This window comes from Pseudomonas sp. NPDC088429 (genome assembly GCF_044753305.1).
In the GTDB taxonomy this organism is placed as follows: Bacteria; Pseudomonadota; Gammaproteobacteria; order Pseudomonadales; family Pseudomonadaceae; genus Aquipseudomonas; species Aquipseudomonas rustica.
This window is the reverse complement of record NZ_JBIVMX010000020.1, coordinates 1,950-28,133: the sequence shown is the minus strand read 5'-3', so window position 1 is coordinate 28,133 and position 26,184 is coordinate 1,950. Positions and strand designations below refer to the sequence as shown.

Here is a 26,184-nt window from a genome sequence, read left to right as displayed (position 1 = left end):
TCCAGAATAGTGGCATGCACTTTTAGGATAGACGGTCGCGCGCAGGGTTCCCTTTTATTGCACTCAGACGTGAACGGCGATCTTCAAGGCTTCCAGCGCGGGTGCAGCGGTGATGCCGACTTCGGCGCACAACTCCAGCACGCGCGGCACGTCGTTGCCGAAGACCAGCACCATTTGCAGCTCGTCGTCGAGCAACTGACTGAAGTTCATCAGCGTGTAACCGCCGTTTTCCTTGTTCATGCTGCTCATCTGCACCTGAATGCGGTTGAGCGCGGTCAGGGCTTCGGTTTTCGCTAGTTGCTTGGGCTTGAGATTGAAATCCACGCCCGGGCCGAACGAGGCGACGATCTGCGCGAACAGGTCAACGTAGGTGTCGGCCTGGAACAACACGGTTTCCGGCAGGCTGCCGACGACGACCCACTCGCCCAACGGGATCGGGAAGGTGTCGTCGTAGTTGATGTCTGGGTTGGCTGTCAGAAAAGCATCGGCATCGGCGTAGGCTTGCGCCGCTTCATCGGCCACTTTCAGGATCTCGTCCTCGGCCATGCAGCCGGAGCTGATTTTGCTGATGAGTTCGACGAGTGCGGCTTTCATGAGGGCGGATCCTGTGGAAGGTGAAATTTGAGGGCGCGGAGGATAGCGCACAACGCAAAAGATCGCAGCCTACGGTGGGATCAGTGTAGGAGCTGCCGCAGGCTGCGATCTTTTGACTTTATCAACCCAACAGTTTTTCCAGCTGCGCCGTGGTATCGACCGCACCCATGGTGCGCGCCGCGTCCAGCGCCGTTGCACCGTTGGCGTCCTTGGCCTGCGCGTCGGCGCCTTTGCCGAGCAAGTAATCGACGATCTCTACACGGTTAAACATCGCCGCCATCATCAACGCCGTGCGGCCGTCAAACGACGAACCTTCGATCTCGGCACCCGCCTCGACCAACGCCTTGACCACCGCCAGATCACCTTTGAATGCCGCACCGGCAATCGGGCTCTGGCCGTTGCCATTGCGCATTTCCGGGTCGGCTTTGTGTTTAAGCAGCACATTCACCGCGTCGATATGGCCGTAGTAGCTGGCGAGCATCAGCAGCGTGTCGCCCTTGCTGTTCTTCAAGTTGACCGGCAAACCGGCGCTGACCAGACGATCAAGCATCTCGGCATCACCGTCGCGCGCCTTGTTGAAAACCTGCTCGGTAAATTCGGCGGCTTCTTCAGGGGTCATCTGGCGGCTTTGTTCGGACATGGGCAACTCCACTTTCGGTCAATCGGAAAGCCGACAGTTTCCCGAGCGCGAGGAAAACTGTCACCCCCTTTTTCTCAAGTCGGCCTATAGCCAGATTCAATAACGATGCTTGCCCTGATAAATGCCCGCCAATATTTCATCGGTCACGCGAACGTATGTCTGCGTACCGGGCAGCCATGCGTAAATCGGGTCATCGCCCGTCTGGCCGGGGTCGAAGCCTTCATTCTTCAGGCGGGTTTTCTGGTATTTGAACGTCCCCGTGGTTTCCATCTTCACCTTCACCCGCAGGAACAACGGCACCGCGTACGCCGGCATGCGCTCCCGAGCAAAAGTCAGTAACTCGGCGAAATCCAAGGTCGCGAGGGATTCCGCCGGCGTAATCGCCGCCATGCCGGCGCGGCCGTTGGTGTTGCGGATTTCCACGCCATAGGCCACCGCTTCAGAGATGTGGGGATGTTGCAGCAGCAGGTTTTCAACCTCGGTGGTCGAGACGTTTTCGCCCTTCCAGCGATAGGTGTCACCGAGTCGATCAACAAATTGCGCATGACCGAAACCGATGTTGCGCAGCAGATCGCCGGTATTGAAGAATCGGTCACCTTTGGCGAACACATCCTGTAGCACCACTTTCGCGGTTTTCTGTGGATCGGTGTAACCGTCCAGCGGCGCTTTCTCGTCGATCCGCGCCAGCAACAGGCCCTGTTCGCCTTTGTCGACCTTGCGCATAAAGCCGTCGTCGCTGCGCAGAGGCTCGCCGCTGTCGTGGTTGTAAGCCACCAACTCCCAAGCCATCAGCGAGAAACCGATGGTGTTGTCGAAGTTGAGAATATTGGTGAAGCCGATGTTGCCGTCGCTGGCCGCGTACAGCTCACAGATGTGATCCACCGCAAAGCGCGTTTTGAACTCGGCCCAGGCGCCGGGGCGCAAACCGTTGCCGATCATCTTGCGCACCTCGTGTCGGTTGTCGTCGGCGCTGGCCGGTTGATCGACCAGATAACGGCACAATTCGCCGACGTATCCGATGGTGGTCGCGCGATAGCGGCGCACGTCGTTCCAGAACTGACTGGCGCTGAATTTACGCCGGATCGCGAAGCCTGAAGCGCCGTTGACCGCCGAGCCCCAGCACACGCAGAGGCCGGTGGCGTGGTACAGCGGCAAGGTGCAATAGACGACGTCGTCGGGGCCCATGTTGAGGGCGATCATGCCGAAGCTGGCGGAGCTGCGCATCCAGCGCCCGTGCTTGAACACCCCGGCCTTGGGCAGCCCGGTGGTGCCGGAGGTGTAGATGTAGAAACACGGGTCGTCGAAGAAGATCCGCTGGCTGCTCGGCGGATTTTCGCTGGAGGCGTCGGCACTGGCGCTGATCAAGTTGACGAAGCCGTCGGGCGCAATGCCCGGATGGCTGTAGGTGTCCTGATCGGCGACAAACCAGGTGCGCGGCGCAGTGATTGCCACTTGCTCGCGCACCGCTGAATAAGCCGCAACCAGCTCTTCGCCAACGACAATCGCTACCGGCGCTACCAGATTAATGCTGTGGATCAGCGTGTCGCGGGTCTGCGACGTGTTCAGCAGCGCGCTGACGGCGCCGACCTTGGCCAACGCCAAAATCGTCACCAGCAACTCCGGACGGTTCTCGATAAACACCGCGACCACGTCGCCCTTGCCGATGCCCTGCCCGCTCAGATAGTGAGCGATGCGGTTCGCCCACTGGTTGACTTGTGAGTACGTCAGCGCCACGTCGCCGTGCAGTAACGCCAGGCCGTCGGGGTTGCGCAGGGTTGCTTGTTCGAACGTCCAGCCAAGGCCACAGCTTTGGGTCGGATCCGTGACATTGGCCACCTTCATGCCTTTGACCACCCGCGGGATGGCTTTGGCAATCATCGGCAGTTTGCGGAGCATCATGCTCCAGGTAATCGTGTCGCTTGGCGCGTGACGCATGGAAGCTCCCCGTTCGACCTTGGCGTGCAGGTCGATGTTTTTATTTTTCGGGCTGTGCCTTGAAGCAACCGGCGCATTCGAGCGCGGGTCGAGATCGAAAATACGTCAGCGCTTCTCAGGCTGTACACGCGGTTTTTGCAATGTTTTGTATCCGCTGACGTGGCGGGCGCGGAGCTGATCTCCGGGTCAGCGTTTGGTTCCGTAGAAATGATCACGATCCCGCAAAATGCAGGATGCACGATGGCCACTCATGCAGATTGCACGACGCCTTCAAAAATCATAATTTTCAAGCTATTGATTTATATGGATATTTTTTTATTCAAATGCTGGCACAAACTCTGCAACCTCCTCTGCATGCTTGCCATTCAAGTGCATACGGAGCTGAAAGACATGAGCCTGATCCAAGAGAAATTTACCTCCCTGTTCTCCAACTTCGACGTCACCACTGCGCCACGTCCTGATGGCGGGATCCTGCTGACCCTGCGCAGCAGCGACGGCAAAGTGTTCAAACGCGCACTGACTTATCAACAACTGCATGCTGGCGACCAACTGTCGTGGGCGATCAGCGCGATCCGTCGTGACTTGGCTGAACAAGCCAGTGAGCTGCCACAAATCGGCATGCTGCAAAGCCAACAGCGTTTTGCCCTGCCGACGTATCACTCGCTGTAATTTGTAAAACGCTTTAAACAAAACAGGCCGTGGAGCTCTCGCTTCACGGCCTGTTTTTTTTGTGCGCGATCTCTACTGCGATCGCGCACTCTATTGCGATCGCGATCTCAACTACGATCGCTAACTCTTTGTAGGAGCTGCGGAACGCTGCGATCTTTTGATCCTGATTCTAAAAACAAGATCAAAAGATCGCAGCGTTCCGCAGCTCCTACAGGGGTTTTGTGTGGGTTAGAAGGCTTCGGGTTCTATTCCGGTGAAGGTGTCGACGGTGATGTGGTTGCCCAGCTCGCCGCCTTCGCGGGCCAGGCCGCAGGTTTGCAGGCCGGCGGCTTGTGCGGCGTCGAGTTCTTCGACGATGTCCGAGAGGAATAAAATTTCCTCGGGCGCGACGCCGATGGCTTGCTGAATGTTGGTGTAAGACTGCGCCTCACGCTTGGGCCCCGACGTGGTGTCGAAATACCCGCGGAACAGCGGCGTCAAATCCCCCGCCTCGGAACAACCGAAAATCAGCTTCTGCGCCTGAATCGACCCCGACGAATACACAAACAGTTGATAACCCGCCGCATGCCAGCGTTGCAGCGCTTCAACCGCGTCCGGGTAAACATGCCCTTTCAAGTGCCCGGCGTGATAACCCTGCGCCCAGACCATGCCTTGCAAGGCCTTGAGCGGCGTGGCTTTGCGATCTTCCTCGATCCAGCTCAACAGAATTTCAACGACCCGCTCAACATCGGCCTGCGGCGCATTGCTGTCACGGCGCACGGCGTCGAGTTGCTCAGCGACATCGGCACGTTCGGCGTTCTGCCGCACGAAGTCCGGCAGGTGTTTGGCCGCATACGGAAACAACACGTCGAAGACGAAACTCACCGCGCTGGTGGTGCCTTCGATGTCAGTGACAATGGCTTTGATCGACATCGAATCAGTCCTCCAGACGCGGGAAACGGCCAGCGATGTCTTCGCCGGTGAAGTTGGCAACCCAGCCTTCAGGGTTGTTGAACAGGCGGATCGCGACAAAGTGCGGATGCTCGCCCATATCAAACCAGTGCTTGGTGCCGGCCGGTACCGAGATCAGATCATTCTTCTCGCAGAGTACGGCGTAGACGTAATCGTCGATGTGCAGGGTAAACAGCCCACGGCCGGCGACGAAAAATCGTACTTCGTCTTCACCGTGGCGATGCTCTTCGAGAAACTTGGCACGCAGTTCGGCTTTCTGCGGGTGATCGCTGTTCAGGCTGATCACGTCGACGGTGATGTAACCGCGTTCGGTCATCAGCTTGTCGATCTGCTCTTTATAAGCGCTGATCACTTCTTCCTGGGTAGCGCCGGGCTGGATCTTGGCGGCGGCTTGCCAGCGGTCGAAGCGCACGCCCTGCTCGGCCAGGGTCGAGGCGATGTCTTCAAAGTGGGTCAGCACTTTGTTGGGAATGTCGGGGCTGGAGACGTGATAGACGGACAGGCTGCTCATTGGGGCAATTCCTCGGTATCGGCCTTGCCGTCCGGTTCTTGCAGACCGGTCGGGCACAGCATTTCATCAGGCAAATGGGCTACTTCTGGTGAAGTCAGCCTTGGCGGTTCATGACGCTGCGGGTTTTCAACTCGCATTCAAACAGAAATTCAAAGGCCTCGATCTGGCGCAGCGCGTCGTTCATCTGCGCGCCCCAGGTGTAGAGGCCGTGGCCGCGAATCAGATAGCCGACGCAATCAGGGTGGGCGTCGAGCCAAGGCTGCACCTTGGCGGCGAGGCGCGCAATGTCCTGATCGTTGTCGAAAATCGGCACGCGCACCCGCGATTCATGGGTCGAAACACCGCTGAAGGCTTTTTGCAGTTCGTAATCTTCGAACTCGATAAAGTCTTCCGGGGTCAGGCGCGACAGCACCGTGGCGTTGACCGAATGGGTGTGCAGCACCGCGCCGATCTCCGGACGCCAGCTATACAGCTGAGTGTGCAGCAGGGTTTCGGCGGACGGTTTTTTGCCCGGCTCCAGGCTATTGCCGGAAAGGTCGGTGGCGAGCACATCGTCCAGACCCAACTGGCCCTTGTGCTTGCCCGACACCGTCAGCAGCGCTTCACTCGGCGACAGACGCGTCGAGTAATTGCTGCTGGTGGCCGGCGACCAGCCGCGACCATAAAGAAAACGCCCTGCGTCGACGATTTGCTGGGCGAGCTGTTCACGCGTAAGGCTCATGGCCTGTCCTCTTGCATACGTGTGGCAATGATAACGGCAGCAGCGAGCGCCGCGAGACTGGCAATACTAAAGGTCAATGTCGCGCCGAGGGCATTCCAGCTGTAACCGGAATACAACGCGCCGAGCGCACCGCCGGTGCCGGCCAGTGCCGCATACAGCGCCTGGCCCTGCCCTTGCTGGCGCGCGCCGAAGCTACGTTGCACGAACGCGATGGCCGCGGCGTGAAAACTGCCGAAGGTCGCCGCGTGCAGAACCTGCGCGAACAACAGCACCCAGAGAAACTCGGCGAACGAACCTAGCAGCAACCAGCGCAGCGCCGCCAGCAGAAAACTCGCCAGCAATACGCGGCGCAGGGAAAACCGCGCAAGAATCCGGCTCATCGCCATGAACATCAGCACTTCGGCGACCACGCCCACGGCCCAGAGCATGCCGATGGTGCCGCGCGTGTAACCAAGTCGTTCGAGGTGCAAGGTCAGAAAGGTGTAATACGGGCCGTGGCTCATCTGCATCAGCGCCACGCAGCCATAAAACGCCAGCACGCCGGGATTGCGCAGCTGCTTGAGGAAACCCTCGCCGCTCGGCCGATTGCCTTGCGGCGGTTGCGCGTTCGGCACCCACAAACTGCTGAGGACGATGCCGGCCATGATCAACACCAGCGCCGCCGGGTAGATGTCGAGGCTGAGCCATTCGAACAGACGACCGAGCACCACCACAGTGATGATGAAACCGATCGAGCCCCACAGGCGAATCTGGCTGTACCGCGAGGTCTGCCCCTGCAAATGCGCGAGGGTGATGACTTCGAACTGCGGCAGCACCGCGTGCCAGAAGAATGCGTGCAGCGCCATGACCATTGCCAGCCAGGCGTAGGTTTTGCTGACGAAAATCAACGAGAAGGTCAGCAGCGTACACACGGCGCCGAAGCGCACGATCGCCAGGCGTTTGCCTGTGTAGTCGCCGAGCCAGCCCCAGATGTTTGGCGCCACGCAGCGCATCAACATAGGGATCGCAACCAGTTCACCGATCCGCGCCGGACTGAAGCCGAGGTGATCGAAGTACAGCGCCAGAAACGGCGCTGTCGAACCGAGCAAGGCGAAATAGAACAGGTAGAAACTGGACAACCGCCAGTAAGGGAGCGCCGCCACGCCAGTTATGCCGCGACGGCTTTAGAGCCTGCCATCAAAGCTGACCCAGCACCGGCGTGCTCACGCGCACATCGGCGTTCTGGCCACGGTGACGCAGCAGATGATCCATCAACACGATGGCCATCATCGCTTCGGCAATCGGTGTGGCGCGGATGCCGACGCACGGGTCGTGACGGCCCTTGGTGATGACGTCGACCGGGTTGCCGTGGATATCGATCGAACGGCCCGGGGTGGTGATGCTCGACGTCGGTTTCAACGCCAGATGGGCAACGATCGGCTGACCGGAGGAAATGCCGCCGAGAATGCCGCCGGCATTGTTGCTGAGGAAACCTTGCGGGGTCATTTCATCGCGATGCTCAGTGCCGCGTTGGGCGACCGAGGCGAAACCGGCGCCAATTTCCACGCCTTTGACCGCGTTGATGCTCATCAGCGCATGGGCCAGTTCAGCGTCGAGACGGTCGAAAATCGGCTCGCCGAGACCCGGCATCACGCCTTCGGCAACGACGGTGATCTTCGCCCCGACCGAGTCCTGGTCGCGGCGCAACTGATCCATGTAGGCCTCCAGCTCCGGGACTTTGTCCGGATCGGGGCTGAAGAAGGCGTTCTCTTCCACCGAATCCCAGGTCTTGAACGGGATTTCGATCGGGCCGAGCTGGCTCATGTAGCCACGGATGACGATGCCTTGGCTGGCCAGGTATTTCTTCGCGATTGCACCCGCTGCCACGCGCATCGCAGTTTCGCGCGCCGAGCTGCGGCCACCGCCACGGTAATCACGTTCACCGTATTTGTGGTGGTAGGTGTAGTCGGCGTGGGCCGGGCGGAACAGATCCTTGATCGCCGAGTAGTCCTTGGACTTCTGGTCGGTGTTGCGGATCAGCAGGCCGATCGAGCAACCGGTGGTGCGCCCTTCGAACACGCCGGAAAGGATTTCGACTTCGTCGGCTTCCTGGCGCTGGGTGGTGTGGCGGCTGGTGCCGGGCTTGCGGCGATCAAGGTCGCGCTGAAGGTCTTCGAGGGAGATCTCCAGGCCCGGCGGGCAGCCGTCGACAATGGCGACCAACGCCGGACCATGGCTTTCGCCAGCGGTGGTGACAGTGAACAACTTGCCGTAGGTATTGCCGGACATGCAGGACGCTCCGTGAAATCAAACCCAAATTCGTGATGCGCGCCAGTATACGCAGGCTAACCGAGTAGTTCATCCTCGAACCTTAGCGGTGTTGGCGAGTCCAACCGGCACCTTGACCAATGATGGCGTGATGATGCTGCGAGTTTTGCTCTTGAGTCTTACCTTGTTTACGGGCTTTGCCCAAGCGACGGTCTTACAACGCCCGGTCACTCTGGATACCGGCAGCGGCGAACTTTTCGGCTCGCTGTTGCTGCCAAAGTCCGACAAGCCTGTGCCGGTTGTCCTGATCATTTCCGGCTCCGGCCCTACAGACCGCGACGGAAACAACCCCGACGGCGGGCGCAACGACAGCCTTAAACGGCTGGCGTGGGTGCTGGCCAAACACAACATCGCCAGCGTGCGTTACGACAAACGTGGAGTGGCCGCGAGCCTGCCGGCGACGCCCGATGAGCGCAATTTATCGATCGAATCTTATGCCGCCGATGCCGTGGCGTGGGGGCAGAAGCTCAAGGCTGATCCGCGCTTCGGCCCGCTGATTCTGCTCGGTCACAGTGAAGGCGCGTTGATCGCCAGTCTCGCCGCGCCGAAAGTCGATGCGGCGGCGGTGATTTCTCTGTCGGGGAGTGCCCGACCGGTCGATCAAGTGATTCGTGAACAACTGGCACGCAGCCTGCCGCCCGCGTTGATGCTGCGCAGTAACGAACTGCTCGACAGCCTCAAGGCCGGTCGCACCGATGACAACGTGCCGCAGCCGTTGCAGGTGATCTTCCGCCCGAGCGTGCAGCCGTATCTGATTTCGCTTTTCCGTCAAGATCCAGCGCAAGACTTCGCGCAATTGAAAATGCCGGCGCTGATCATTCAGGGCACGAACGATATTCAGGTCAGCGTTGACGACGCCAAGCGGCTCAAGGCTGCCAAACCGGATGCCGAACTGGTGGTGATCGAGGGCATGAACCACGTGTTGCGCATTGTGCATAACGACATGAAGCGGCAATTGGCCTCCTACAAGGATCCAAACTTGCCACTCGCGGCCGAGTTAGGCGCGACAATCCTCAGTTTTATTGACGGACTTCGCACCCGTTAAACGCTTTTGCCCTCCAGTACCGCAAAAAACGGCCGATAAGCCTTTGTCGCCAGCGCAACGGCTGGCGACAAGCAGGGCTTGGACAGGATCTCGCCGTTATGACTGATACCCAGACTTCACCCGACACCGCCGCTGAAAAAGACGCACCGCCAGCGGCCGAGCTGCCGTGGGCGGACGTCCACGTCGAGCACCACAAGATGCTCCGCCTGGCCCCGCTGCAGACCGACCGCAACACCGGCGGGCGGCCACTGCGCTTTGTCGAATTCGGTTACGCCGAGCGCAACAGCAAAGAAACCAGCCTGATGCGCATGGCGATCAAACTGCCGGGCCAGCGGGTGCGCAAAGAGCAGAACCAACTGGACGTGTGGGTTGATCACGCGACCAAGCGTGTGCATTTCGGCCCGGACAGCGGTTTGCAGATCGAACCGTTGAACCGTGGCATCGGCCGCTATATGGCCGCGCAAGGCATCAATTGGGCGAAGAAGCGCTGGCCGACCTACACCGTCGACGGCATGGATTTGAACAACAAAGACGCGCTGAACGAAGACACGCGCCTGCGTCGCGATCATTTCCTGCGCGTGCACGGCTTTGATGTGGTCTACGCCGATGCCCAGCATTTGAAGGGCAGCGTCAAGGAAGTGCAGGTCGGCGATTTGCTCGGCGACTGGAACAGCGAAAAGCTGCAGATCGTCGAGATTCTTGAAGCGGCGCAGATGCTCCAGCAGGCTGAGCAGAATCTGGCTGAGCAGGAAGTGAAGCTGAAGAAGCAGGAAGAGAAAGTCGGCAAGTTCAAGCGTGAAGACGCCGGGTTGCGCTTTACCATTACTTGTCTGGTGGCGTTTGCGGTGTTCCAGGCGGGGTTGTTGATCTGGATTGCGACGCACCGGTAGATCAAAAGATCGCAGCCTGCGGCAGCTCCTACACTGGGATCGGTGTACACCCTTTTGGATCGTTCCCACGCTTTGCGTGGGAATGCAGCCCGGGACGCTCCGCATTCCAAAAGCGGACGCAGAGCGTCGATTGAGACGTTCCCACGCAGAGCGTGGGAACGATCGGTCTCGATTAGACGCGGGAGGCGAACAGGGCCTGGTGGTTGCGGCACTGTTCTGCGGTCAACATGAACACGCCATGCCCGCCGCGCTGGAAGTCCAGCCAGGCGAAATCGACTTCCGGGTACAACGCGTCCACGTGCACCTGGCTGTTGCCTACTTCAACGATCAGCAAGCCCTTCTCGGTCAGGTGATCCGCCGCTTCAGCCAGCATCCGCCGAACCAGATTCAAACCATCATCGCCGCACGCCAGACCCAGTTCAGGCTCATGCTGATATTCATCCGGCATGTCGGCGAAATCTTCCGCATCGACATAAGGCGGGTTCGACACGATCAGGTCGAAACGCTGACCCGGCAAGCCATCAAAACCATCGCCCTGCACCGTGTACACGCGCTCATCGACGCCGTGGCGCTCGATGTTCTGATTGGCCACTTCCAGCGCTTCGAACGACAGATCGGCCAACACCACTTCGGCGTTCTGGAACTCGTAGGCGCAGGCGATGCCGATGCAACCGGAGCCGGTGCACAGGTCGAGAATGCGCGCAGGCTCGGTGCCGATCCACGGCGCGAAGCGGTTTTCGATCAGTTCGCCAATCGGTGAACGCGGAATCAACACACGCTCGTCGACAATGAACGACATGCCGCAGAACCACGCTTCACCCAACAGGTAAGCGGTGGGAATGCGTTCTTCGATGCGGCGCTTGAGCAGGCGTTGCAGGTTGACCAGTTCGTCGTCTTCCAGCGCGCAATCGAGGTAGCTGTCGGCGATTTCCCATGGCAGGTGCAAGGCACCGAGCACCAACTGCCGGGCTTCGTCCCAGGCATTGTCGGTGCCATGGCCGAAAAACAGATCCTCCCCATGGAAGCGGCTGACGGCCCAACGGATGTGGTCGCGCAGGGTACGAAGTCGGGAAGTGATCACGGGGCAGAACTCCAGAAAAAACGACTGGCGATTCTACCAGCCAAAACGCGTAACGACGACGCAGGAAAAACTTCGAGCGACGGTAGGAGTTTTCTTTTTTTTGCATCAGCCATTGAACAGAACGTGTAACGTGACGGGGCTGCAGGCCACAATCGACGGTGCCTACGATGGTAGCGATTCACAGAATCGCTCAGCCAGAGGACAATGCCGCAAAAGCCCCACCCCAAGGAGCCCCAGAATGTCCGTTCCAAAAACGATGTTTCAACTCAGCGGCCGCGGTTACGCAGCGGCCACTCTGAGCCATGCCACCGTGGTCATCATCGATGCCCAGAAGGAATACCTCAGTGGCCCGCTGGCCCTGAGCGGCATGGACGCGGCCGTCGCGAACATCAAACAAGTGGTTGCCGCAGCCCGTGCAGCCGGTCGGCCGATCGTGCACGTGCGTCACCTCGGCACCGTTGGTGGTCTGTTCGACCCGCAAGGCGAGCGCGGTGAGTTCATCCCGGGCCTCGAACCGCAGGGCGACGAAACCATCATCGGCAAGCTGCTGCCGAGCGCGTTCCACGGCACCGAGTTGCTCGATCGTCTGCAAAACCTTGGTTCGCTGGATCTGATCGTTTGCGGTTTCATGAGCCACTCCAGCGTCAGCACCACGGTGCGCGCCGCGAAGAACCTGGGTTTCCGCTGCACTTTGGTTGAAGACGCCTGCGCCACCCGTGACCTGCCGTTCAAGGGCCGTGTGCTCAGTGCCGAACTGGTACAGGAAGCCGAAATGGCGATCATGGCCGACAACTTCGCCACCCTCGCCTTGACTCAGGATCTGATCTGATTCGAGCTCAGATGAGCGGCGCGCATGGCCGCTCATCCGCAAAACCCTCTCATTTGCCGCAATTGCCTTAGCCTCAGGAACAACATCGTCAACTCCCGGTCGAAGGGCCGATACCATTGAGGAAGGTCGGAATGAAGTTATCCGATGGATTTGACGCTCGCCGCTTGCGGCCCAAAGGCCAAAGTAACTGGCGTTTTCGATTCGGCGCTGCGATCGCCGCCATTCTGGCGACGTTCGGGGTGCTGCTGGCGATGGCCGGTGCCGCCAGCCTGCTGGGGCGCCCGCCGGCGCTCGGTGATTTGAATGCCACGCCGATGGGTTCGGCAATCATTCTGGCGGTCGGTTTGCTGTTTCTGTATTTCGGTGTCGCCCTGTGGCGACGCTGCCGCCGTCGCGCACGGCAATCGCGGGAACTGAACATGTCCCCGCACCTGATGAAAAAACACGATTGAACAATGGCCTGGCTTTTTGCCGGGCCGTTTTGTTTCGACTTGGGTAAACTGGCCGCCCTTCGCGGAGGCTGACATGCAAGACGACGATTTTTCCCTGTTCAAAAACGAGCTGCGCGGCGTCAAGCCGATCAAGCACGACCGCGCCGACACCGGCAAGCCCAAGACTGACCGCGCGCAAATCGCCAAGCTGCGCCAGTCCGCCACCGTGCGCACCGATGCCACCACCGTTGATGGTCTGTCCGACCAGTTCGTGATCGATGTCGGCCCGGAAGACGAGCTGATGTGGTCGCGCGACGGCGTGCAGGAAAGCCAGATGCGCAAGCTCAAGGTCGGTCAGATTCCGTTCGAAGGCAGCCTCGATCTGCATGGCATGAGCGTCGAAAAGGCCCGCGAAACCCTTTGGGCGTTTCTTGCCGAAGCAACCAAATTTGAAATCCGCTGCGTGCGTGTCACCCATGGCAAAGCCGTGCGACTGGACGGCAAGCGCCCGATGATCAAAAGCCACGTCAACACCTGGCTGCGTCAGCATGCACAGGTGCTCGGGTTCTGCTCGTGTCAGGCCAAACATGGCGGCGCGGGTGCGGTGTACGTGATGCTCAAACGCACGATGATGGAAGGTCGCGACGAGTAACGCGAACCGCGCATCACGCCGTTTATTGATAGGCAATGTTGACCAGCACCGAAGCCTCGACCGTTCCCGAGGTGATCGGCGCAGCGCTTTGTACATACTCGACGGCCAAAGGCAGGTTAATGACCTGGCTCGCGCCGGGCTCGGAATCGAGGGTCAAATGCGTTCCGCCGACCGAGAACAATTCATTCGGCGTCATTTCGATGGGTACGCCATCGGATAGTAACTGCACGCCAATGCCCTTCGCTGTTGAACCGGTGTTCAGCGTAACGACAGACCCGATGGTACCCGGTGTGGAACCATCCGTGAGTGCCACAACCGCATGGGCATTTGGATCGCATTGGAAGCCCAGGTTGAAGGCCGTACGTCGCGCAACACTGCCTACACCATTGAAACTGGTGCGCGAAACGGCAGGCAATATGACGGATGTATTAGAAACCACTGGAACGCAGGTGCTGGTCACTCGCGTTATATTGGCACCGTAGGAAATATAACTACTGGTCTCATTGTTGTTTGCCCACTCCGCATGCTGACAACCCACGGAGAAGTTTGGGGTCACTGTAGTGCCTTCAGCTACTACAGGCTTTATTTTGATCAAACGGTAACGAAGCGTTACTGCTTGTAAGCCGTCGACAGGTGTATCCGGACTGATGATAAATACTGCAGTGGCGCCTTGATAGAGTATGGGCACTGGTGTGCCATCGCTTCCTAAAAATTGGAAGCCGATTCCATCGTTCAAACCGGCATAGGTATAGGTATTGGCGAACTGAGTAGCGGTTAGCGAAAAGCCTCTGCCCGCCAACGACCAGCCACCACCACCTTCACAGCCAGTGTCGGCATCTGATTTACTGCTGCATTGAATATGCAACGAAGTAGAGTTATCAGACCCGGGAATGACTGATCCGATGGGCAGAGCGCTCCAGCTTTTTGCCTGAAACCCCAGTCTTGTTGGAAGCTCCGCCGTAGAACAGTTGTCATGTGGCTGATCCCATGCATTGGCAGAAACCGAAAATAGCGACATCAAACAAGAAAAAATCCATGCGATTAAATGTTGATTATTTTTTCTATCCAGCATGATTAAGGGCTCTCTGATAATTCGAATGGAAGAGCAACTTCAGCCAACGACTCAGCCATGAACACACGTGGCGTCGACCTGCTGATACAACTGATCCTCTGCCCCGGTTGCCGGGTCAAAACGCAACAGGCATGACTGCCCTGAATCCTCTCCCCAGACCGCTTTCAAACCTTGGTGCTCACCGCGCACGAAGATCAAACCGCCCTGCCCGACCAACGCAATCTGTTTACCGTCCGCGTCCACTACCTGCGCCCCGAAAGGCACGTCCGCGTTATTGTCCAGTTGCAGCAACAGCGGTTTGCCGATGATCGTCGGGTAATCCAGCCGCACGATCGCACCCCGGCGCGGCGCGACTTGTTGCTGGGTGTTCTCCAGTTCAACGTCGACGGGTAAGCCTTTCGGGTTGATTCCGACATTGTTGTTGCGATACGGCACCAGCCCTGCTGTCAGTGCCTGGCCATCGTCATCGAGCGCGTTGCCCTGACCGTTGGCCACACTCGCCCCGCCGGCGCCTCTGGCTTCAATCAATGCCATGGTCTCGCCCTGTTCGGGACTGAAAACGATGCCGCCGGAGTGGGCAACAACGGTACCGCTGGCCGAACCGGTGTATTGGGTAAAGTCTTCGCCGCGACTGACGCTCGCCCCGACCTGCGCTATCGAGGAGCGGTACTGCACGTTGCCGCCGTAACTGTGCGTGGAATCGTCATCGCTGCTGGAGCGACTGGCGTACACGCCATAGTTGGCCTGATTGCGCTCGCCGGCCGTGCCAGTGACGTTGGTACGCACCGTGCTGTTGTTGTCGCCGTCATAAGAGGCAGTTGTGCTCAAGGTCGGACGTCGTGAGCCGGAACCCAGCGGAACACTCAAGCTGAGCAGATAGGTGTCGTTGCTTTCGTCGTCCTGGAACTCGCGACCGGCCGACACGCTCAGGCTGCCCCAGTTGAAACTCTTGCTGTAGCCCACCTGATACGTGGTGGAGTCGGCGCGGCCATCCCAATAACTGCTCGACACACCGTTCACATAGAAGTCACCGACTTCGCCCATCGGCTGGCTGACGCTGACCTGGAAACGGTTGCGCTCGAGATAGGCCTGGGTTGGATCGCCTTCGTGCAAGTGAGCAAACGTGCTGAGCCCCAGATACCCCTCACTGGAAAATCGGTAGGCAGCCAAGGCGAAATTGGTGCGGGTTTCATCGATCAGTTTGCTGTAACTGATGCGGTAACTGCGCCCGCTCGAATCACCGGAGCCTTCATCGGTGGTAATTTGCGGCAAACCTGAGGCCCTCGAGAACGAGGCATCAAACGCGATCGCACCAATCGGCGTACCGACTGCGGCACCGGTGATCAGCGAGCCGTAGTCTTCGGCCAGAATTCCGCCGCCGTACAAGGTCAGCAGGTTGGATATGCCTCGGCGGTAGGTGCCTTGGGTGAAACGCAACTGGTCGTCGAGGTTGTCATCGCGATAACGCCCGACGGTCAGGCTGAAACGCGATGAGCCGGGACGCAGCATTTGCACCACAGAGGCAAACGCAACCGTGAAGGTTTTCTGCCGGCCATCGGCCTCGGTGACGGTTACGTCGAGATCACCGGCATACCCGGTGGCGTACAAATCGTCGATGACGAAGGCGCCGGGAGCCACGGTGACTTCGTGGATGATCCGCCCGGCTTGGCGAATGGTGACTTTGGCGTTGGTGTCGGCGATACCACGGACAATGGGTGCGAACCCGCGTTCGCTTTCCGGCAGCATGCTGTCGTCGCTGGCCAGTTGCACACCGGTGAAAGGCACACTGTCGAAGCTGTCGCCGGGGGTGAAATATTCGCCCAAAGTGAACTGCGCTTTCATCGACGAGACATCGTGCTGTGCATAGCTGTTGGTGGCGCTGTACGTGCTGCCGGCATCGTCGTCGTAGTTGAAATTGCCGTTATGGCGCAATCGCCAGTCGGCAACGTTGAAACCGCTGTTCACACCGAGACTGAAACTGCTGCTGTCGTCGCCGACGCTGTTCTGGTTTTCGAAGGCGTTGGCGTTGTAAGTGACAAAACCGGCGGTGACGCCCGAATCCCATTCCGAAGGATCGACGTAACCGCGCCTCACTCGCCCGGCGTAGGCCTGCGGGATACTCAGATCGCCTTGCAGACTGGCCATGTCCATACGAAAGGAAGCACCGGGAATCAACGCCTGTACTTCTACGCAATCGCTGGCGAGGGTCTTGGCGACCTGCTCCTGATCCGGCAGTTTGTTCACTCTTACGCCCCAACGCTCGACGTCAGCAGCGCGAAAGCAAAAGCGTGATGCATTCTTCCCGGCGGCGACCACGCGCACGGTCTGACTCATTTGATCTTTGCCATTGACCGTCACCTGCAGTCGATATTCACCGGCGGGCACCAGGCCGGCCCGGGCGTAGCGCGACAGATCGAGATTCTGGCCATAGCCTTGCAAAAACGTACTGTCAAAGGTGACGTCAGCCGGCTCGGTGCCTGCGAAAACCGCGCCACTTGCGCCGCCTATCAACAACGTCAACGCTTGTAGAACAGCCGTCTGCAAACGCTTCTTGCGCACAGCAAAATGCTTCCCGACTGCCGAATGCAGTCGATACAAATCAGTCATGGCGAACTCAATGCTTTTCGATCAAGTCAGCGTTCAGGCAGATCCGTTTTGCCGGCGCTCACGTGATGTAGAAAATTTTCCTCGATAACCGCGCACAGCGGTCACTGGCCGAGGCTGTACCGTTGGGCGTTGGCATTGCCGTAGTCACTGATCCATCGACTGTCGACTTCGCCACTCGCCACGTTTGAGCTCAGGCCCTTCAAGGGGAAATCGAAGGTGCCACTCGGTCCGACCATGCCGCCGTCGGTATTGGCGTAACGCTGGCCGCCGGCGTTGAGCGCCACTTCACTGAAGCTGATGTTGTAACGAGCCTTGTTGTGCGCGCGCAGCACGTAACCTTGCGCCGCGTGCACCACTTCCCAGGTCACTTGCTCGGCGGCTTTTTCCGGACTGCCCGGTAAGTCCGAAGGTCGCAGGAATAATTTCAGGCGTGAGCGAAAGGCGATCTGCATGACGTTTTGCCCTGGCGCGCTCGCCGATTTTGGTGGCACTTCGAGCACATTGAGCCAATACACCGACTCACGATCCGTGGGTACATCACCGCCGATGTAAGCAATGCGCAATGTCTGGCCCTTGCCCGGCTCAATACGCATGAGCGGCGGCACGATCACAAATGGCAGCTTTTGCGCGCCCGGAGTCGACGCGGGATCGCCCTTGTCCAGCCAGGTTTGCACCAGCGCCGGCTGGCTGCCGCTGTTGGTCAGGCCAACAGTGATTTCACGCTCTGCCGTCGGGTAGACAAAACGGGTGCCGGCGACCTGTACGCTTGCCAGCGCGACATTCGATCCCAGTAGCGCGCTGAGCAAAAGGCCTTTGAGCAGGTGTGTCGAGAGGGTCTTCATGGTTTTTTCCACAGGCGCCGGGCAGGCAGTTGCGCGGATAACCGCGGCTGGCTGCCCACGTGTCTTTACTGGTAGTCCAGGGTGTAAACCAACTGGGTATCGACCTGGCCCGCCGTCGCAATGCCCGTTGCCACGTAACGCGCGGCATAGTTGAGATCAGCCACACCGGCACCGCCCTGATCCACGAACGGCACGTAGCTGTTGCCGGTGTTATCGCGCAGGTCGATGGGGGTTGCCGCGCCATCAAGCACTTGCACCTGGACGTTTGTGGCAGCACTCACCGAGGCGGTGTTTTGCAGATAGCCAGTGGCCGGATCCACGTTCAGTGGCGCAAATGCGGCGCGAACGCTGCCAGTGGTAGGGCAACCACTGAGTTGCATGGTGAAACCTTTGGCACCGGCGGTGTCGCCCGGAGTCGCGAGAGCGCTTTTGGAAACCGCCGGCAAGGTGATTGTGGAGTCGCCGGTGCCACCGTCCACGGCGATCAAGCAGGAAGCATCCGTTACCTGACCTTGAATGGTGATGGTGCCGTCCGCCGCAGAGGCGCCCGACGCGGCTAAAAGACCAGCACCAGCCAGTAAACCGACCATGTAGATTTTCGCGCTCATTGCAGTGTTTTTCATTGGGTTGAATTCCTGTCAGTCAGTCCCCTCTGCCGTCAAAACTTGCTAGCGGCAGACATCTCGATGTTTTCGAGGGGAGAAACTTTGCCGAGGAACGCCCAAGAACACTGTAGGAAATTTCCTATTCCCAGAAAGAAAATGTGGAATTGAGAAAACTTCCAGCATGCGCATACGCGGCCAGAATTGGCCCTTCGCGCCCACCGGCCATACAACTGCCGACACACTTACGCTACCATGTGCGCCATGGCGGGTATGAACCCTGCGTTTATTGTCATTCAGCCTGAAACAGCTGCTTGGCACACAATTGGTACAGACACAAAACAGTACCCCTCTGAAACCCTTATGGAATCAGCCTCTGTGACACTGGAACAGAACTACACCGCGATTCTCGGCCAACTGGGCGAGGACGTCTCCCGCGAGGGCCTGCTCGACACGCCGAAGCGTGCCGCCAAAGCCATGCAGTACCTCTGCCGCGGTTATGAACAAACGCTTGAAGAGGTCACCAATGGCGCCCTGTTCAGCTCCGACAACAGCGAAATGGTGCTGGTCAAGGACATCGAGCTGTACTCGTTGTGCGAACACCACATGCTGCCGTTCATCGGCAAGGCGCACGTTGCGTACATCCCGAGCGGCAAAGTGCTGGGCCTGTCGAAGGTTGCGCGCATCGTCGACATGTACGCGCGTCGTCTGCAGATTCAGGAAAACCTCAGCCGCCAGATCGCCGACGCCATCATGCAAGTGACCGGCGCACTGGGCGTTGCCGTAGTGATCGAGGCCAAGCACATGTGCATGATGATGCGCGGTGTCGAGAAGCAGAATTCGTCGATGATCACTTCGGTGATGCTCGGTGAGTTCCGTGAGAACGCTGCCACCCGCAGCGAATTTCTCAGCCTGATCAAGTAACGCGCAGCACGAAAAAAACCGGCATTCATCGCCGGTTTTTTTTCGCCCGTGAAAAATCGGGTAAGCTGCGCGCCTTTCTCAATCTGCACCGTGAGGCTTTCAACGTGTTCGTCAAAGCGCTTCGTGTCGGCCTCGGCCAACTGGTTATCTTCATCGACTTCCTCACCCGTCCGGGCAAGAAAAAGCGCACCGCCGCTGCTCAGGCTCAAGTGGACGCTGCCGCGAAAGATCTGACCCTGTATCAGTTTCACGCCTGCCCGTTCTGCGTGAAAACCCGCCGTACGTTGCGTCGTCTGAATGTGCCGGTGGCGCTGAAGGATGCGAAGAACAATGAGCAGGATCGTCAAGCGCTGCTGGAACAGGGCGGCCGGATCAAGGTGCCTTGCCTGCGGATTGAAGAGAATGGGCAGACGACGTGGATGTATGAGTCGAAGGTGATTATTGATTATCTGGATAAGCGATTTGCTGCGGTCTGATGGTTATGTGGTGGGCTGATTGACGCCTTCGCGAGCAAGCTTTGCTCCTACAGGTGAACGCATTCCAATTGTAGGAGTGAGCTTGCTCGCGAAGAGGCCCGCACAGACACAGCAAATCCCAGACAAAAATAAACCGGCCCTTGAGCCGGTTTATTTGTTTTTATCAGGCCGCTTTATTTATCTGCGCCTGCCGAACCACCGCCGCCAGCCGCTTCAACCCTTCATCCAGCCGCGCCGGATCAATATGGCTAAAATTCAAACGCAAGTGCCCATGATGATTATCCGGCTCCGGGAAGAACGGCTCGCCCGGCATAAACGCCACATCATTGGCCAACGCCTCATTCAATAGCGTTCGCGTATCCAGCGGTTGCTTCAACGTCAGCCAGAAAAACAGCCCGCCCTGCGGCATGTTCCAATCCGCCAGATCCGCAAAGTGCGTTTCCAGTGCCGATTGGAACGCATCGCGCCGCTGCCGGTAGAACCCACGCAACTCACTCAAATGCCGCTGATATTTCTCTGTGCCGATCCATTGCAGCGCCTGCCACTGGCCGATGCGGTTGGTGTGCAGATCCGCCGATTGCTTGAGTTTAAGCAGGTGCGGAAACAGATCCGGGCTGGCGATCAAGTAGCCAACGCGCAAACCCGGCAGCAGGGTTTTCGACACGGTGCCGGTGTAGATCCAGCTGGATTTCTGCAAGCGTCCGGCAATCGGTTTGGCGCTGCCGCCGTCGAAGGTCAGTTCGCGGTAGGGCTCGTCTTCGATCAAGGTCACGCCGAATTCATCGAGCAATGCGGCGACTGCTGCGCGTTTGGCTTCGCTGTAGCGCACGGCTGATGGATTCTGAAAAGTCGGGATCAGGTAGATGAACGCCGGACGATGCTGCTCCAGTCGATTGCGCAATTGCACCAGGTTCGGGCCGTCGGACTCTTGCGGCACGGTCAGGCAATCGGCGCCGAACAGCTGGAAGATTTGCAGCGCGGCCAGATAGGTCGGCGCTTCGAGCAGGATTTCCGTGCCCTTGTCGATGTACAGCTTGGCCGCCAGATCGAGGGTTTGCTGGGAGCCGCTGACCACCAATACCTGACTCGCCTCGCATTGCAGGCCTAGCGCCCTCGCCTCCGCCGCCAACGCTTCGCGCAACGCCGGCTCGCCTTCGCACATGCCGTATTGACCGAGCGCCAGCGGCATGTCGGCCCATTCGACTTTCGGCAGCATGGCTTCGGCCGGCAAGCCGCCGGCAAACGACATCACCTCGGGGCGCTGGGCAGCGGCGAGGATTTCACGGATCAAAGAACTTTTAAGGCGCGAGACACGTTCGGAAAAAGCCATGGGGGTCACCGGTAGCGAGGCGGACGAAAAATAAGTCAAACTGATTGACTGAAATTACGACAGCTTGAGCGAGTACGTCAACATGCTTGACCTTAAAAACCCTGCAAGCCAACAACAGGCGATGGAAGCGTTTTTCTTCGGCTATCAGGCCTTCACCGCCAAGGCTGACGAAATGCTCGAGCGACGCGGGTTGTCGCGGGTGCATCAGCGCATTGTGTTTTTCATCGCGCGGTACCCGAATTTGAATGTGAAGGAATTGCTGGGATTGCTCGGCGTGAGTAAACAGGCGCTGAACATGCCGTTGCGGCAGTTGCAGGAAATGCACCTGGTGGACAGCGTGGCCTCGGAGACGGACAAGCGAAAGCGGCTGCTGGCATTGACGGCCGAAGGCGCGAAGTTCGAGCAGGCGTTGCGGCGTGAACAGGTGAAGTTGCTGGAGCGGGTGTTTGCCGAGGCTGGGGAGGCGGCGGTGAATGGGTGGTTGGCGGTGAATCTGGCGTTGGGGAACAGTCAGGCAGTTCTCGATTGACTGTTCGGGCCTCATCGCTGGCAAGCCAGCGATGGGGCCCTCAAGGGCGATATATCACTAACGACGGAACTTTCGTAAACAAAACCAAAAACAATATTTGCTTTATTTGTACACAAAAGCATAATCCACAGCGTGCGAGTTCCTGACCGCATGGTCAACAAATTCGCAAGTGCCTCAAAGGGCCGCTGCCACCCCTCATGGGTCCGGCCCTGGAAATAACAATAAAACTCTTGAGGAGTACTCGCTGTGGAAAGCCGCAAATCCGAAGCATCGACGCTGGATCTCTCGCCGCCATTACGCACTGGCCTGCTGGAGCGCTTGTTTAAACTCAGCTTGCATGGCACCACGGTGAAGACCGAGCTGATTGCCGGTCTGACAACCTTTATCACCATGGCTTACATCATCTTCGTCAACCCGAACATCATGGCCGATGCCGGGATTGACCACGGTGCGGCGTTCGTCGCCACCTGTATCGCCGCCGCACTGGGCTGCCTGTTGATGGGCCTGTACGCCAACTGGCCAGTCGGCCTGGCACCGGGCATGGGCCTCAACGCGTTCTTCACTTACACCGTGGTCGGCACCATGGGCTACAACTGGGAAACCGCGCTGGGTGCGGTGTTTGTTTCCGGCGTGTTGTTCATGATCCTGACCTTCTCGCGGATTCGTGAGTGGCTGCTCAACAGTATTCCGGTCAGCCTGCGCTTTGCGATGGGTGCCGGTGTGGGCTTGTTCCTCGGTCTGATCGGCCTGAAAACCGCTGGCATTGTCGTCGACAGCCCGGCGACGCTGATCAAGCTCGGCTCCCTGCGTGAGCCCGGCCCGCTGCTCGCCGCCATCTGCTTCCTGATGATTGCGATCCTCAGCTACCACAAAATCTTCGGCGCGATCCTCATCAGCATTATCACCGTAACCCTCGCCGGTTGGGGTCTGGGCATCGTGCATTACGAAGGGATCATGTCGACGCCGCCGAGCCTGGCGCCGACCTTCATGGCGATGAACGTGGCCGGCGTATTCAACGTCAGCATGATCAGCGTGGTGTTGGCCTTCCTCTTTGTACACATGTTTGACACCGCCGGTACGCTGATGGGCGTTGCCCAACGCGCCAATCTGGTCGGCGCTGACGGTCGCATCGAAAACCTTTCCCGCGCGATGAAAGCCGACAGTGCTTCCAGCGTATTCGGTGCGGTAGTCGGCGTTCCGCCCGTCACCAGTTATGTAGAAAGTGCTGCCGGTGTGGCCGCTGGTGGTCGGACTGGTCTTACCGCAGTGACCGTAGGTGTGCTATTTATAGCGGCAATGTTTTTCGCACCGCTGGCCGGCATGATTCCCGCTTACGCCACCGCCGGTGCATTGATCTACGTAGCAATGCTGATGATGGGCGGCATGGCCCACATCGAGTGGGACGAAGCCACTGATGCGATCCCGGCGATCGTCACCGCCATCATGATGCCGCTGACCTTCTCGGTCGCCGACGGTATCGCGCTGGGCTTCATCACCTATGTGGCGCTGAAGGCCGGTACCGGCAAGTACAAGGAAATTTCCGTGAGCCTGTGGGTGCTCTGCGCGATCTTCATCGCCAAGTTCATCTTCCTGTAAGCGCTACGCGGTTCAGGCTTCAAAACGGCCTCACCCTCACGGGTGGGGCTTTTGTGCATTTTTCAATACAACAAAAAAGGAGGAAAGTGATGAGTCTGGAAACCTGGCTGCTGTTCAGCGGCGCTGCGTTGGTGGTGATCCTGATTCCGGGGCCACTGTCATTGCTGATGATCAGCAACAGTCTGAATTACGGTCTGCGCCGTTCTTACCCGGCGTTTTTGGGTGGCGTGATTGCGTCGATCTGTTTGCTCAGTGCTTCGGCGCTGGGACTGGGCGCCCTGCTGTTGGCGTCGGAGCAGTTGTTCAGTGCGCTGAAAATCGTCGGTGCGCTGTATCTGTTCTACCTCGCCTGGCAGAGCTGGCAGCAATCGCGTCAGCCGTCGGTAGGCGCGGAAGTGCCTCAGGCTGCACCGACTCCGCGCTTTCGCACCTTGTTCGGGCGCGCGTTTGTGCTGGGCGCGAGCAATCCGAAGGACATCCTGTTCTTCGCCGCGTTTCTGCCGCAGTTCCTCAGCGCGCAGCAGCCGTTCCTGCCGCAATTGCTGATCATGATTGCCACCTGGGTGGTGCTCGATCTGTGCTGCAAACTGGCTTACGGGCTGGGTGCGCATGGGGCGGCGCGGTATCTGCGCAGTGGCAAGGGGCAGAGCTGGTTTAACCGGATCAGTGCCGGGTTGTTTAGTGGTGCGGGTGCCGCGTCCCTGTTGAGCCGTTAAGAGCAAAAGATCGCAGCCTGCGGCAGCTCCTACATGGGATTGCACTTCAATCTGTAGGAGCTGCCGCAGGCTGCGATCTTTTGACTTTAGGACAGACGAAAAAAAGCCCGCAGTGTGGGCGGGCGAAAGACCAAAGAAGCTATATGCGCAGTCGCTTCCCGGTGGGGGCAGCTGCTTGGGGGTCAGCTGCCCCGGTACGTGGAATAGCTGTACGGCGAAATCAGCAACGGAACATGGTAGTGATCCTGTTCGGCAGAGATGCCGAAGCGCAGCACAACCACGTCCAGAAAGGCCGGTTCCGGCAACTGAACACCACGGGCGCGGTAGTAATCGCCCGCGTGAAACTGAACCTGATAAACGCCGGTACGATAATCATCGCCTTGCAGCAGCGGTGCATCGACCCGGCCATCGCTGTTGGTAATCGCACTGGCGACCAATTCCAGTTGCGAACCTTCAACGCGGTACAGCTCGACCTTGATCGAACTGCCCGGGCAACCGTGTGCAGCGTCCAAAACGTGTGTTGTCAAACGTCCCATTGATTCTGCGCGCCTGCCTGCGTGGAAGCAGTCAGACTTCGCGCCTCCCGAAGTCAGTTGAAAAGGAGACCGCACCGATTCGGAGCACGAAAAGCTGCGGCGAGCGACTGATTAAGACACTTTTCAAAAAAATTGTACACAATAAAAACGACATTTTTCACATCACCCCCGCCATTCGGGCGTTTCCCCTTGATCTGCCAGCAACGTGCCTATTCATTGAACCTCCTATCCATAAGCTGACGGGTCAGGCAGGTTTCTTGCAGGCTCACGCCAATAGCAGTAAAAGATGACAGTCGGTGAAAAATGCGAAAATTCAGGCTTACAAATTGCGATTAAAGTTGTATACAATCAGCCCATCGCTGTGACGCCAGCCTGTTCACTCACCGCCAGGCCGCCACAAAATCCCGACTTTGAACAAGTCATGAATAAGAAGGAAGACTGCAGTGAGCGCTGACTACCCACGCGACCTGATCGGTTACGGCAGTAACCCTCCTCACCCACACTGGCCGGGCAATGCCCGCATCGCCCTGTCCTTCGTACTCAATTACGAAGAAGGCGGCGAGCGCAACATTCTGCACGGCGACAAAGAATCCGAAGCGTTCCTGTCTGAAATGGTTGCTGCTCAGCCGCTGCAAGGCGCGCGCAACATGAGCATGGAATCGCTTTACGAGTATGGCAGCCGTGCCGGCGTCTGGCGGATCTTGAAACTGTTCAAGGAATTCGACATTCCGTTGACCATCTTCGCCGTGGCCATGGCCGCTCAGCGCCACCCGGATGTGATCCGCGCGATGGTCGATGCCGGCCACGAGATCTGCAGCCACGGCTATCGCTGGATCGACTACCAGTACATGGACGAAGCGCAGGAACGCGAGCACATGCTCGAAGCGATCCGCATCCTCACCGAAATCACCGGTGAGCGCCCACTGGGCTGGTACACCGGCCGCACTGGCCCGAACACCCGTCGTCTGGTGATGGAAGAAGGCGGTTTCCTCTACGACTGCGACACTTACGACGATGACCTGCCCTACTGGGAACCGAACAACCCGACCGGCAAACCTCATCTGGTGATCCCGTACACCCTCGACACCAACGACATGCGCTTCACGCAAGTGCAGGGTTTCAACAAGGGTGACGACTTCTTCGAATACCTCAAAGACGCGTTCGACGTGCTCTACGCCGAAGGCGCTGAAGCACCGAAAATGCTCTCGATCGGTCTGCACTGCCGCTTGATCGGCCGTCCGGGTCGCATCGCTTCGCTCAAACGCTTTATCGAATACGCCAAAAGTCATGAACAGGTGTGGTTCAGCCGTCGCGTCGACATCGCGCGTCACTGGCACGAAACCCAGCCGTACCAAGGGGCCGCCAAATGAGCCGCTTTCAAACCCTGCAACCGTCGACCCTGAGCCGCGACGCTTTCGTCAAAGCTTTCGCCGACATCTACGAACATTCGCCATGGGTGGCCGAGAAGGCCTACGACCTGGGCGTGGACGCTTCGATCGACGAGATCGAAACCCTGCACCAGCGCATGAGCGACATCCTGTTGAGCGCCGATCACGCCAGTCAACTGGCGCTGATCAACGCTCACCCGGACCTGGCCGGCAAAGCTGCCGTCCAGGGCCAACTGACCGAAGCCAGCACCAATGAACAAGCTGGCGCCGGTATTCACCAATGCACGGCCGAAGAGTTCCAGCGCTTCAG

At 58.7% G+C, this 26,184-nt stretch carries 28 protein-coding genes; 13 read left to right on the top strand and 15 right to left on the bottom strand.

Annotated features, from left to right (window positions below; translation table 11 throughout):
* Window positions 1-63 precede the first annotated feature (63 nt).
* From ACIP66_RS12965 to ACIP66_RS12955, 3 genes are all read right to left on the bottom strand, one after another.
* The gene (locus ACIP66_RS12965; protein ID WP_400648572.1) at window positions 64-594 is read right to left on the bottom strand and encodes a hypothetical protein; all 531 of its coding nucleotides are present in this window, start codon (window positions 592-594) and stop codon (window positions 64-66) included.
* Window positions 595-715: 121 nt separating this feature from the next.
* Window positions 716-1,234 (bottom strand): ankyrin repeat domain-containing protein, encoded by a 519-nt coding sequence (locus ACIP66_RS12960; RefSeq protein WP_400648569.1) that lies wholly within the window; start codon window positions 1,232-1,234, stop codon window positions 716-718.
* 96 nt (window positions 1,235-1,330) lie between these two features.
* The gene (locus tag ACIP66_RS12955) at window positions 1,331-3,169 is read right to left on the bottom strand and encodes a long-chain-acyl-CoA synthetase (RefSeq protein WP_400648567.1); all 1,839 of its coding nucleotides are present in this window, start codon (window positions 3,167-3,169) and stop codon (window positions 1,331-1,333) included.
* Window positions 3,170-3,559: 390 nt separating this feature from the next.
* On the opposite strand from ACIP66_RS12955, the gene ACIP66_RS12950 reads away from it, so the two are divergent.
* Complete coding sequence (locus tag ACIP66_RS12950; protein ID WP_053118700.1) at window positions 3,560-3,838, top strand: DUF3509 domain-containing protein; 279 nt, start codon at window positions 3,560-3,562, stop codon at window positions 3,836-3,838.
* A gap of 228 nt (window positions 3,839-4,066) precedes the next feature.
* Here the strand turns inward: ACIP66_RS12950 and mtnC are convergent, their stop codons facing one another.
* The 5 genes from mtnC to aroC all read right to left on the bottom strand — a co-directional run bounded on the left by mtnC (window position 4,067) and on the right by aroC (window position 8,289).
* On the bottom strand, window positions 4,067-4,750 hold the full coding sequence (gene mtnC / locus ACIP66_RS12945) for an acireductone synthase (RefSeq protein ID WP_400648564.1): 684 nt from the start codon (window positions 4,748-4,750) through the stop codon (window positions 4,067-4,069).
* Between the two features lie 4 nt (window positions 4,751-4,754).
* Window positions 4,755-5,300: an acireductone dioxygenase gene (locus ACIP66_RS12940; protein ID WP_007914042.1), complete on the bottom strand. Its 546-nt coding sequence runs from the start codon at window positions 5,298-5,300 to the stop codon at window positions 4,755-4,757.
* 94 nt (window positions 5,301-5,394) lie between these two features.
* Entirely contained in the window at window positions 5,395-6,021 is a 627-nt protein-coding gene (locus ACIP66_RS12935; RefSeq protein ID WP_008080933.1) for a methylthioribulose 1-phosphate dehydratase, read from the bottom strand.
* Window positions 6,018-7,163 (bottom strand): MFS transporter, encoded by a 1,146-nt coding sequence (locus ACIP66_RS12930; RefSeq protein ID WP_400648562.1) that lies wholly within the window; start codon window positions 7,161-7,163, stop codon window positions 6,018-6,020. The genes ACIP66_RS12935 and ACIP66_RS12930 overlap by 4 nt, the downstream gene beginning before the upstream one ends.
* Window positions 7,164-7,197: 34 nt before the next feature.
* Window positions 7,198-8,289 carry a chorismate synthase gene (gene aroC, locus ACIP66_RS12925; protein ID WP_008080929.1) on the bottom strand — a complete coding sequence of 364 codons (1,092 nt, stop codon included), beginning with the start codon at window positions 8,287-8,289 and terminating at the stop codon, window positions 7,198-7,200.
* 130 nt (window positions 8,290-8,419) lie between these two features.
* Here aroC and ACIP66_RS12920 point away from each other — a divergent pair, with 130 nt between their 5' ends.
* On the top strand, window positions 8,420-9,373 hold the full coding sequence (locus ACIP66_RS12920; RefSeq protein ID WP_212544437.1) for an alpha/beta hydrolase: 954 nt from the start codon (window positions 8,420-8,422) through the stop codon (window positions 9,371-9,373).
* Between the two features lie 98 nt (window positions 9,374-9,471).
* Entirely contained in the window at window positions 9,472-10,263 is a 792-nt protein-coding gene (locus ACIP66_RS12915; protein WP_053118679.1) for a hypothetical protein, read from the top strand.
* A 172-nt stretch (window positions 10,264-10,435) separates the two neighbouring features.
* On the opposite strand, the gene prmB is transcribed toward ACIP66_RS12915, so the two are convergent.
* Entirely contained in the window at window positions 10,436-11,344 is a 909-nt protein-coding gene (prmB, locus tag ACIP66_RS12910) for a 50S ribosomal protein L3 N(5)-glutamine methyltransferase (protein ID WP_053118677.1), read from the bottom strand.
* Between the two features lie 238 nt (window positions 11,345-11,582).
* Between prmB and ACIP66_RS12905 the strand changes: the two genes are divergently transcribed.
* The 3 genes from ACIP66_RS12905 to ACIP66_RS12895 all read left to right on the top strand — a co-directional run bounded on the left by ACIP66_RS12905 (window position 11,583) and on the right by ACIP66_RS12895 (window position 13,256).
* Window positions 11,583-12,173 carry a cysteine hydrolase family protein gene (locus ACIP66_RS12905; RefSeq protein ID WP_053118675.1) on the top strand — a complete coding sequence of 197 codons (591 nt, stop codon included), beginning with the start codon at window positions 11,583-11,585 and terminating at the stop codon, window positions 12,171-12,173.
* Window positions 12,174-12,304: 131 nt separating this feature from the next.
* Window positions 12,305-12,625 carry a hypothetical protein gene (locus tag ACIP66_RS12900; RefSeq protein ID WP_007914024.1) on the top strand — a complete coding sequence of 107 codons (321 nt, stop codon included), beginning with the start codon at window positions 12,305-12,307 and terminating at the stop codon, window positions 12,623-12,625.
* A 73-nt stretch (window positions 12,626-12,698) separates the two neighbouring features.
* Window positions 12,699-13,256, top strand: a complete 558-nt coding sequence (locus tag ACIP66_RS12895; RefSeq protein ID WP_159815712.1) for a Smr/MutS family protein — start codon at window positions 12,699-12,701, stop codon at window positions 13,254-13,256.
* 22 nt (window positions 13,257-13,278) lie between these two features.
* Here the strand turns inward: ACIP66_RS12895 and ACIP66_RS12890 are convergent, their stop codons facing one another.
* The 4 genes from ACIP66_RS12890 to ACIP66_RS12875 all read right to left on the bottom strand — a co-directional run bounded on the left by ACIP66_RS12890 (window position 13,279) and on the right by ACIP66_RS12875 (window position 18,400).
* Entirely contained in the window at window positions 13,279-14,328 is a 1,050-nt protein-coding gene (locus ACIP66_RS12890) for a fimbrial protein (RefSeq protein ID WP_400648555.1), read from the bottom strand.
* 51 nt (window positions 14,329-14,379) lie between these two features.
* Complete coding sequence (locus ACIP66_RS12885; protein WP_400648552.1) at window positions 14,380-16,935, bottom strand: fimbria/pilus outer membrane usher protein; 2,556 nt, start codon at window positions 16,933-16,935, stop codon at window positions 14,380-14,382.
* A 101-nt stretch (window positions 16,936-17,036) separates the two neighbouring features.
* Window positions 17,037-17,777 (bottom strand): fimbria/pilus periplasmic chaperone, encoded by a 741-nt coding sequence (locus ACIP66_RS12880; protein ID WP_400648550.1) that lies wholly within the window; start codon window positions 17,775-17,777, stop codon window positions 17,037-17,039.
* Window positions 17,778-17,842: 65 nt separating this feature from the next.
* The gene (locus tag ACIP66_RS12875; protein WP_212544305.1) at window positions 17,843-18,400 is read right to left on the bottom strand and encodes a fimbrial protein; all 558 of its coding nucleotides are present in this window, start codon (window positions 18,398-18,400) and stop codon (window positions 17,843-17,845) included.
* Between the two features lie 357 nt (window positions 18,401-18,757).
* Between ACIP66_RS12875 and folE the strand changes: the two genes are divergently transcribed.
* Both folE and ACIP66_RS12865 read left to right on the top strand, forming a co-directional pair.
* Window positions 18,758-19,303 carry a GTP cyclohydrolase I FolE gene (folE, locus tag ACIP66_RS12870; RefSeq protein ID WP_053118666.1) on the top strand — a complete coding sequence of 182 codons (546 nt, stop codon included), beginning with the start codon at window positions 18,758-18,760 and terminating at the stop codon, window positions 19,301-19,303.
* A gap of 104 nt (window positions 19,304-19,407) precedes the next feature.
* The gene (locus tag ACIP66_RS12865; protein WP_400648542.1) at window positions 19,408-19,779 is read left to right on the top strand and encodes a glutaredoxin family protein; all 372 of its coding nucleotides are present in this window, start codon (window positions 19,408-19,410) and stop codon (window positions 19,777-19,779) included.
* 163 nt (window positions 19,780-19,942) lie between these two features.
* Here the strand turns inward: ACIP66_RS12865 and ACIP66_RS12860 are convergent, their stop codons facing one another.
* Window positions 19,943-21,109 (bottom strand): PLP-dependent aminotransferase family protein, encoded by a 1,167-nt coding sequence (locus tag ACIP66_RS12860; protein WP_400648536.1) that lies wholly within the window; start codon window positions 21,107-21,109, stop codon window positions 19,943-19,945.
* A gap of 82 nt (window positions 21,110-21,191) precedes the next feature.
* Here ACIP66_RS12860 and ACIP66_RS12855 point away from each other — a divergent pair, with 82 nt between their 5' ends.
* The 3 genes from ACIP66_RS12855 to ACIP66_RS12845 all read left to right on the top strand — a co-directional run bounded on the left by ACIP66_RS12855 (window position 21,192) and on the right by ACIP66_RS12845 (window position 23,950).
* Window positions 21,192-21,638 (top strand): MarR family winged helix-turn-helix transcriptional regulator, encoded by a 447-nt coding sequence (locus ACIP66_RS12855; protein ID WP_400648532.1) that lies wholly within the window; start codon window positions 21,192-21,194, stop codon window positions 21,636-21,638.
* A gap of 246 nt (window positions 21,639-21,884) precedes the next feature.
* Window positions 21,885-23,234, top strand: coding sequence for an NCS2 family permease (locus ACIP66_RS12850; protein WP_159815647.1), 1,350 nt, complete (start codon window positions 21,885-21,887; stop codon window positions 23,232-23,234).
* Between the two features lie 89 nt (window positions 23,235-23,323).
* Window positions 23,324-23,950, top strand: a complete 627-nt coding sequence (locus ACIP66_RS12845; RefSeq protein WP_008080903.1) for a LysE family translocator — start codon at window positions 23,324-23,326, stop codon at window positions 23,948-23,950.
* A 182-nt stretch (window positions 23,951-24,132) separates the two neighbouring features.
* Here ACIP66_RS12845 and uraH read toward each other — a convergent pair whose 3' ends face one another.
* The gene (gene uraH / locus ACIP66_RS12840) at window positions 24,133-24,486 is read right to left on the bottom strand and encodes a hydroxyisourate hydrolase (protein ID WP_008031462.1); all 354 of its coding nucleotides are present in this window, start codon (window positions 24,484-24,486) and stop codon (window positions 24,133-24,135) included.
* Between the two features lie 443 nt (window positions 24,487-24,929).
* Between uraH and puuE the strand changes: the two genes are divergently transcribed.
* The gene (puuE, locus tag ACIP66_RS12835) at window positions 24,930-25,856 is read left to right on the top strand and encodes an allantoinase PuuE (protein WP_034151757.1); all 927 of its coding nucleotides are present in this window, start codon (window positions 24,930-24,932) and stop codon (window positions 25,854-25,856) included.
* The coding region (gene uraD / locus ACIP66_RS12830) for a 2-oxo-4-hydroxy-4-carboxy-5-ureidoimidazoline decarboxylase (protein WP_400648526.1) at window positions 25,853-26,184 on the top strand (332 nt) is incomplete at its 3' end. The genes puuE and uraD, both read left to right, overlap by 4 nt.

Bases quoted from the DNA above. Each gene is read 5' to 3' on its own strand.
- ACIP66_RS12965 (WP_400648572.1), bottom strand. From the start codon at position 594: ATGAAAGCCGCACTCGTCGAACTCATCAGCAAAATCAGCTCCGGCTGC.
- ACIP66_RS12960 (WP_400648569.1), bottom strand. From the start codon at position 1,234: ATGTCCGAACAAAGCCGCCAGATGACCCCTGAAGAAGCCGCCGAATTT.
- ACIP66_RS12955 (WP_400648567.1), bottom strand. From the start codon at position 3,169: ATGCGTCACGCGCCAAGCGACACGATTACCTGGAGCATGATGCTCCGC.
- ACIP66_RS12950 (WP_053118700.1), top strand. From the start codon at position 3,560: ATGAGCCTGATCCAAGAGAAATTTACCTCCCTGTTCTCCAACTTCGAC.
- mtnC (WP_400648564.1), bottom strand. From the start codon at position 4,750: ATGTCGATCAAAGCCATTGTCACTGACATCGAAGGCACCACCAGCGCG.
- ACIP66_RS12940 (WP_007914042.1), bottom strand. From the start codon at position 5,300: ATGAGCAGCCTGTCCGTCTATCACGTCTCCAGCCCCGACATTCCCAAC.
- ACIP66_RS12935 (WP_008080933.1), bottom strand. From the start codon at position 6,021: ATGAGCCTTACGCGTGAACAGCTCGCCCAGCAAATCGTCGACGCAGGG.
- aroC (WP_008080929.1), bottom strand. From the start codon at position 8,289: ATGTCCGGCAATACCTACGGCAAGTTGTTCACTGTCACCACCGCTGGC.
- ACIP66_RS12920 (WP_212544437.1), top strand. From the start codon at position 8,420: ATGATGCTGCGAGTTTTGCTCTTGAGTCTTACCTTGTTTACGGGCTTT.
- ACIP66_RS12915 (WP_053118679.1), top strand. From the start codon at position 9,472: ATGACTGATACCCAGACTTCACCCGACACCGCCGCTGAAAAAGACGCA.
- ACIP66_RS12905 (WP_053118675.1), top strand. From the start codon at position 11,583: ATGTCCGTTCCAAAAACGATGTTTCAACTCAGCGGCCGCGGTTACGCA.
- ACIP66_RS12900 (WP_007914024.1), top strand. From the start codon at position 12,305: ATGAAGTTATCCGATGGATTTGACGCTCGCCGCTTGCGGCCCAAAGGC.
- ACIP66_RS12895 (WP_159815712.1), top strand. From the start codon at position 12,699: ATGCAAGACGACGATTTTTCCCTGTTCAAAAACGAGCTGCGCGGCGTC.
- ACIP66_RS12890 (WP_400648555.1), bottom strand. From the start codon at position 14,328: ATGCTGGATAGAAAAAATAATCAACATTTAATCGCATGGATTTTTTCT.
- ACIP66_RS12885 (WP_400648552.1), bottom strand. From the start codon at position 16,935: ATGACTGATTTGTATCGACTGCATTCGGCAGTCGGGAAGCATTTTGCT.
- ACIP66_RS12880 (WP_400648550.1), bottom strand. From the start codon at position 17,777: ATGAAGACCCTCTCGACACACCTGCTCAAAGGCCTTTTGCTCAGCGCG.
- ACIP66_RS12875 (WP_212544305.1), bottom strand. From the start codon at position 18,400: ATGAAAAACACTGCAATGAGCGCGAAAATCTACATGGTCGGTTTACTG.
- ACIP66_RS12860 (WP_400648536.1), bottom strand. From the start codon at position 21,109: ATGGCTTTTTCCGAACGTGTCTCGCGCCTTAAAAGTTCTTTGATCCGT.
- ACIP66_RS12855 (WP_400648532.1), top strand. From the start codon at position 21,192: ATGCTTGACCTTAAAAACCCTGCAAGCCAACAACAGGCGATGGAAGCG.
- ACIP66_RS12845 (WP_008080903.1), top strand. From the start codon at position 23,324: ATGAGTCTGGAAACCTGGCTGCTGTTCAGCGGCGCTGCGTTGGTGGTG.
- uraH (WP_008031462.1), bottom strand. From the start codon at position 24,486: ATGGGACGTTTGACAACACACGTTTTGGACGCTGCACACGGTTGCCCG.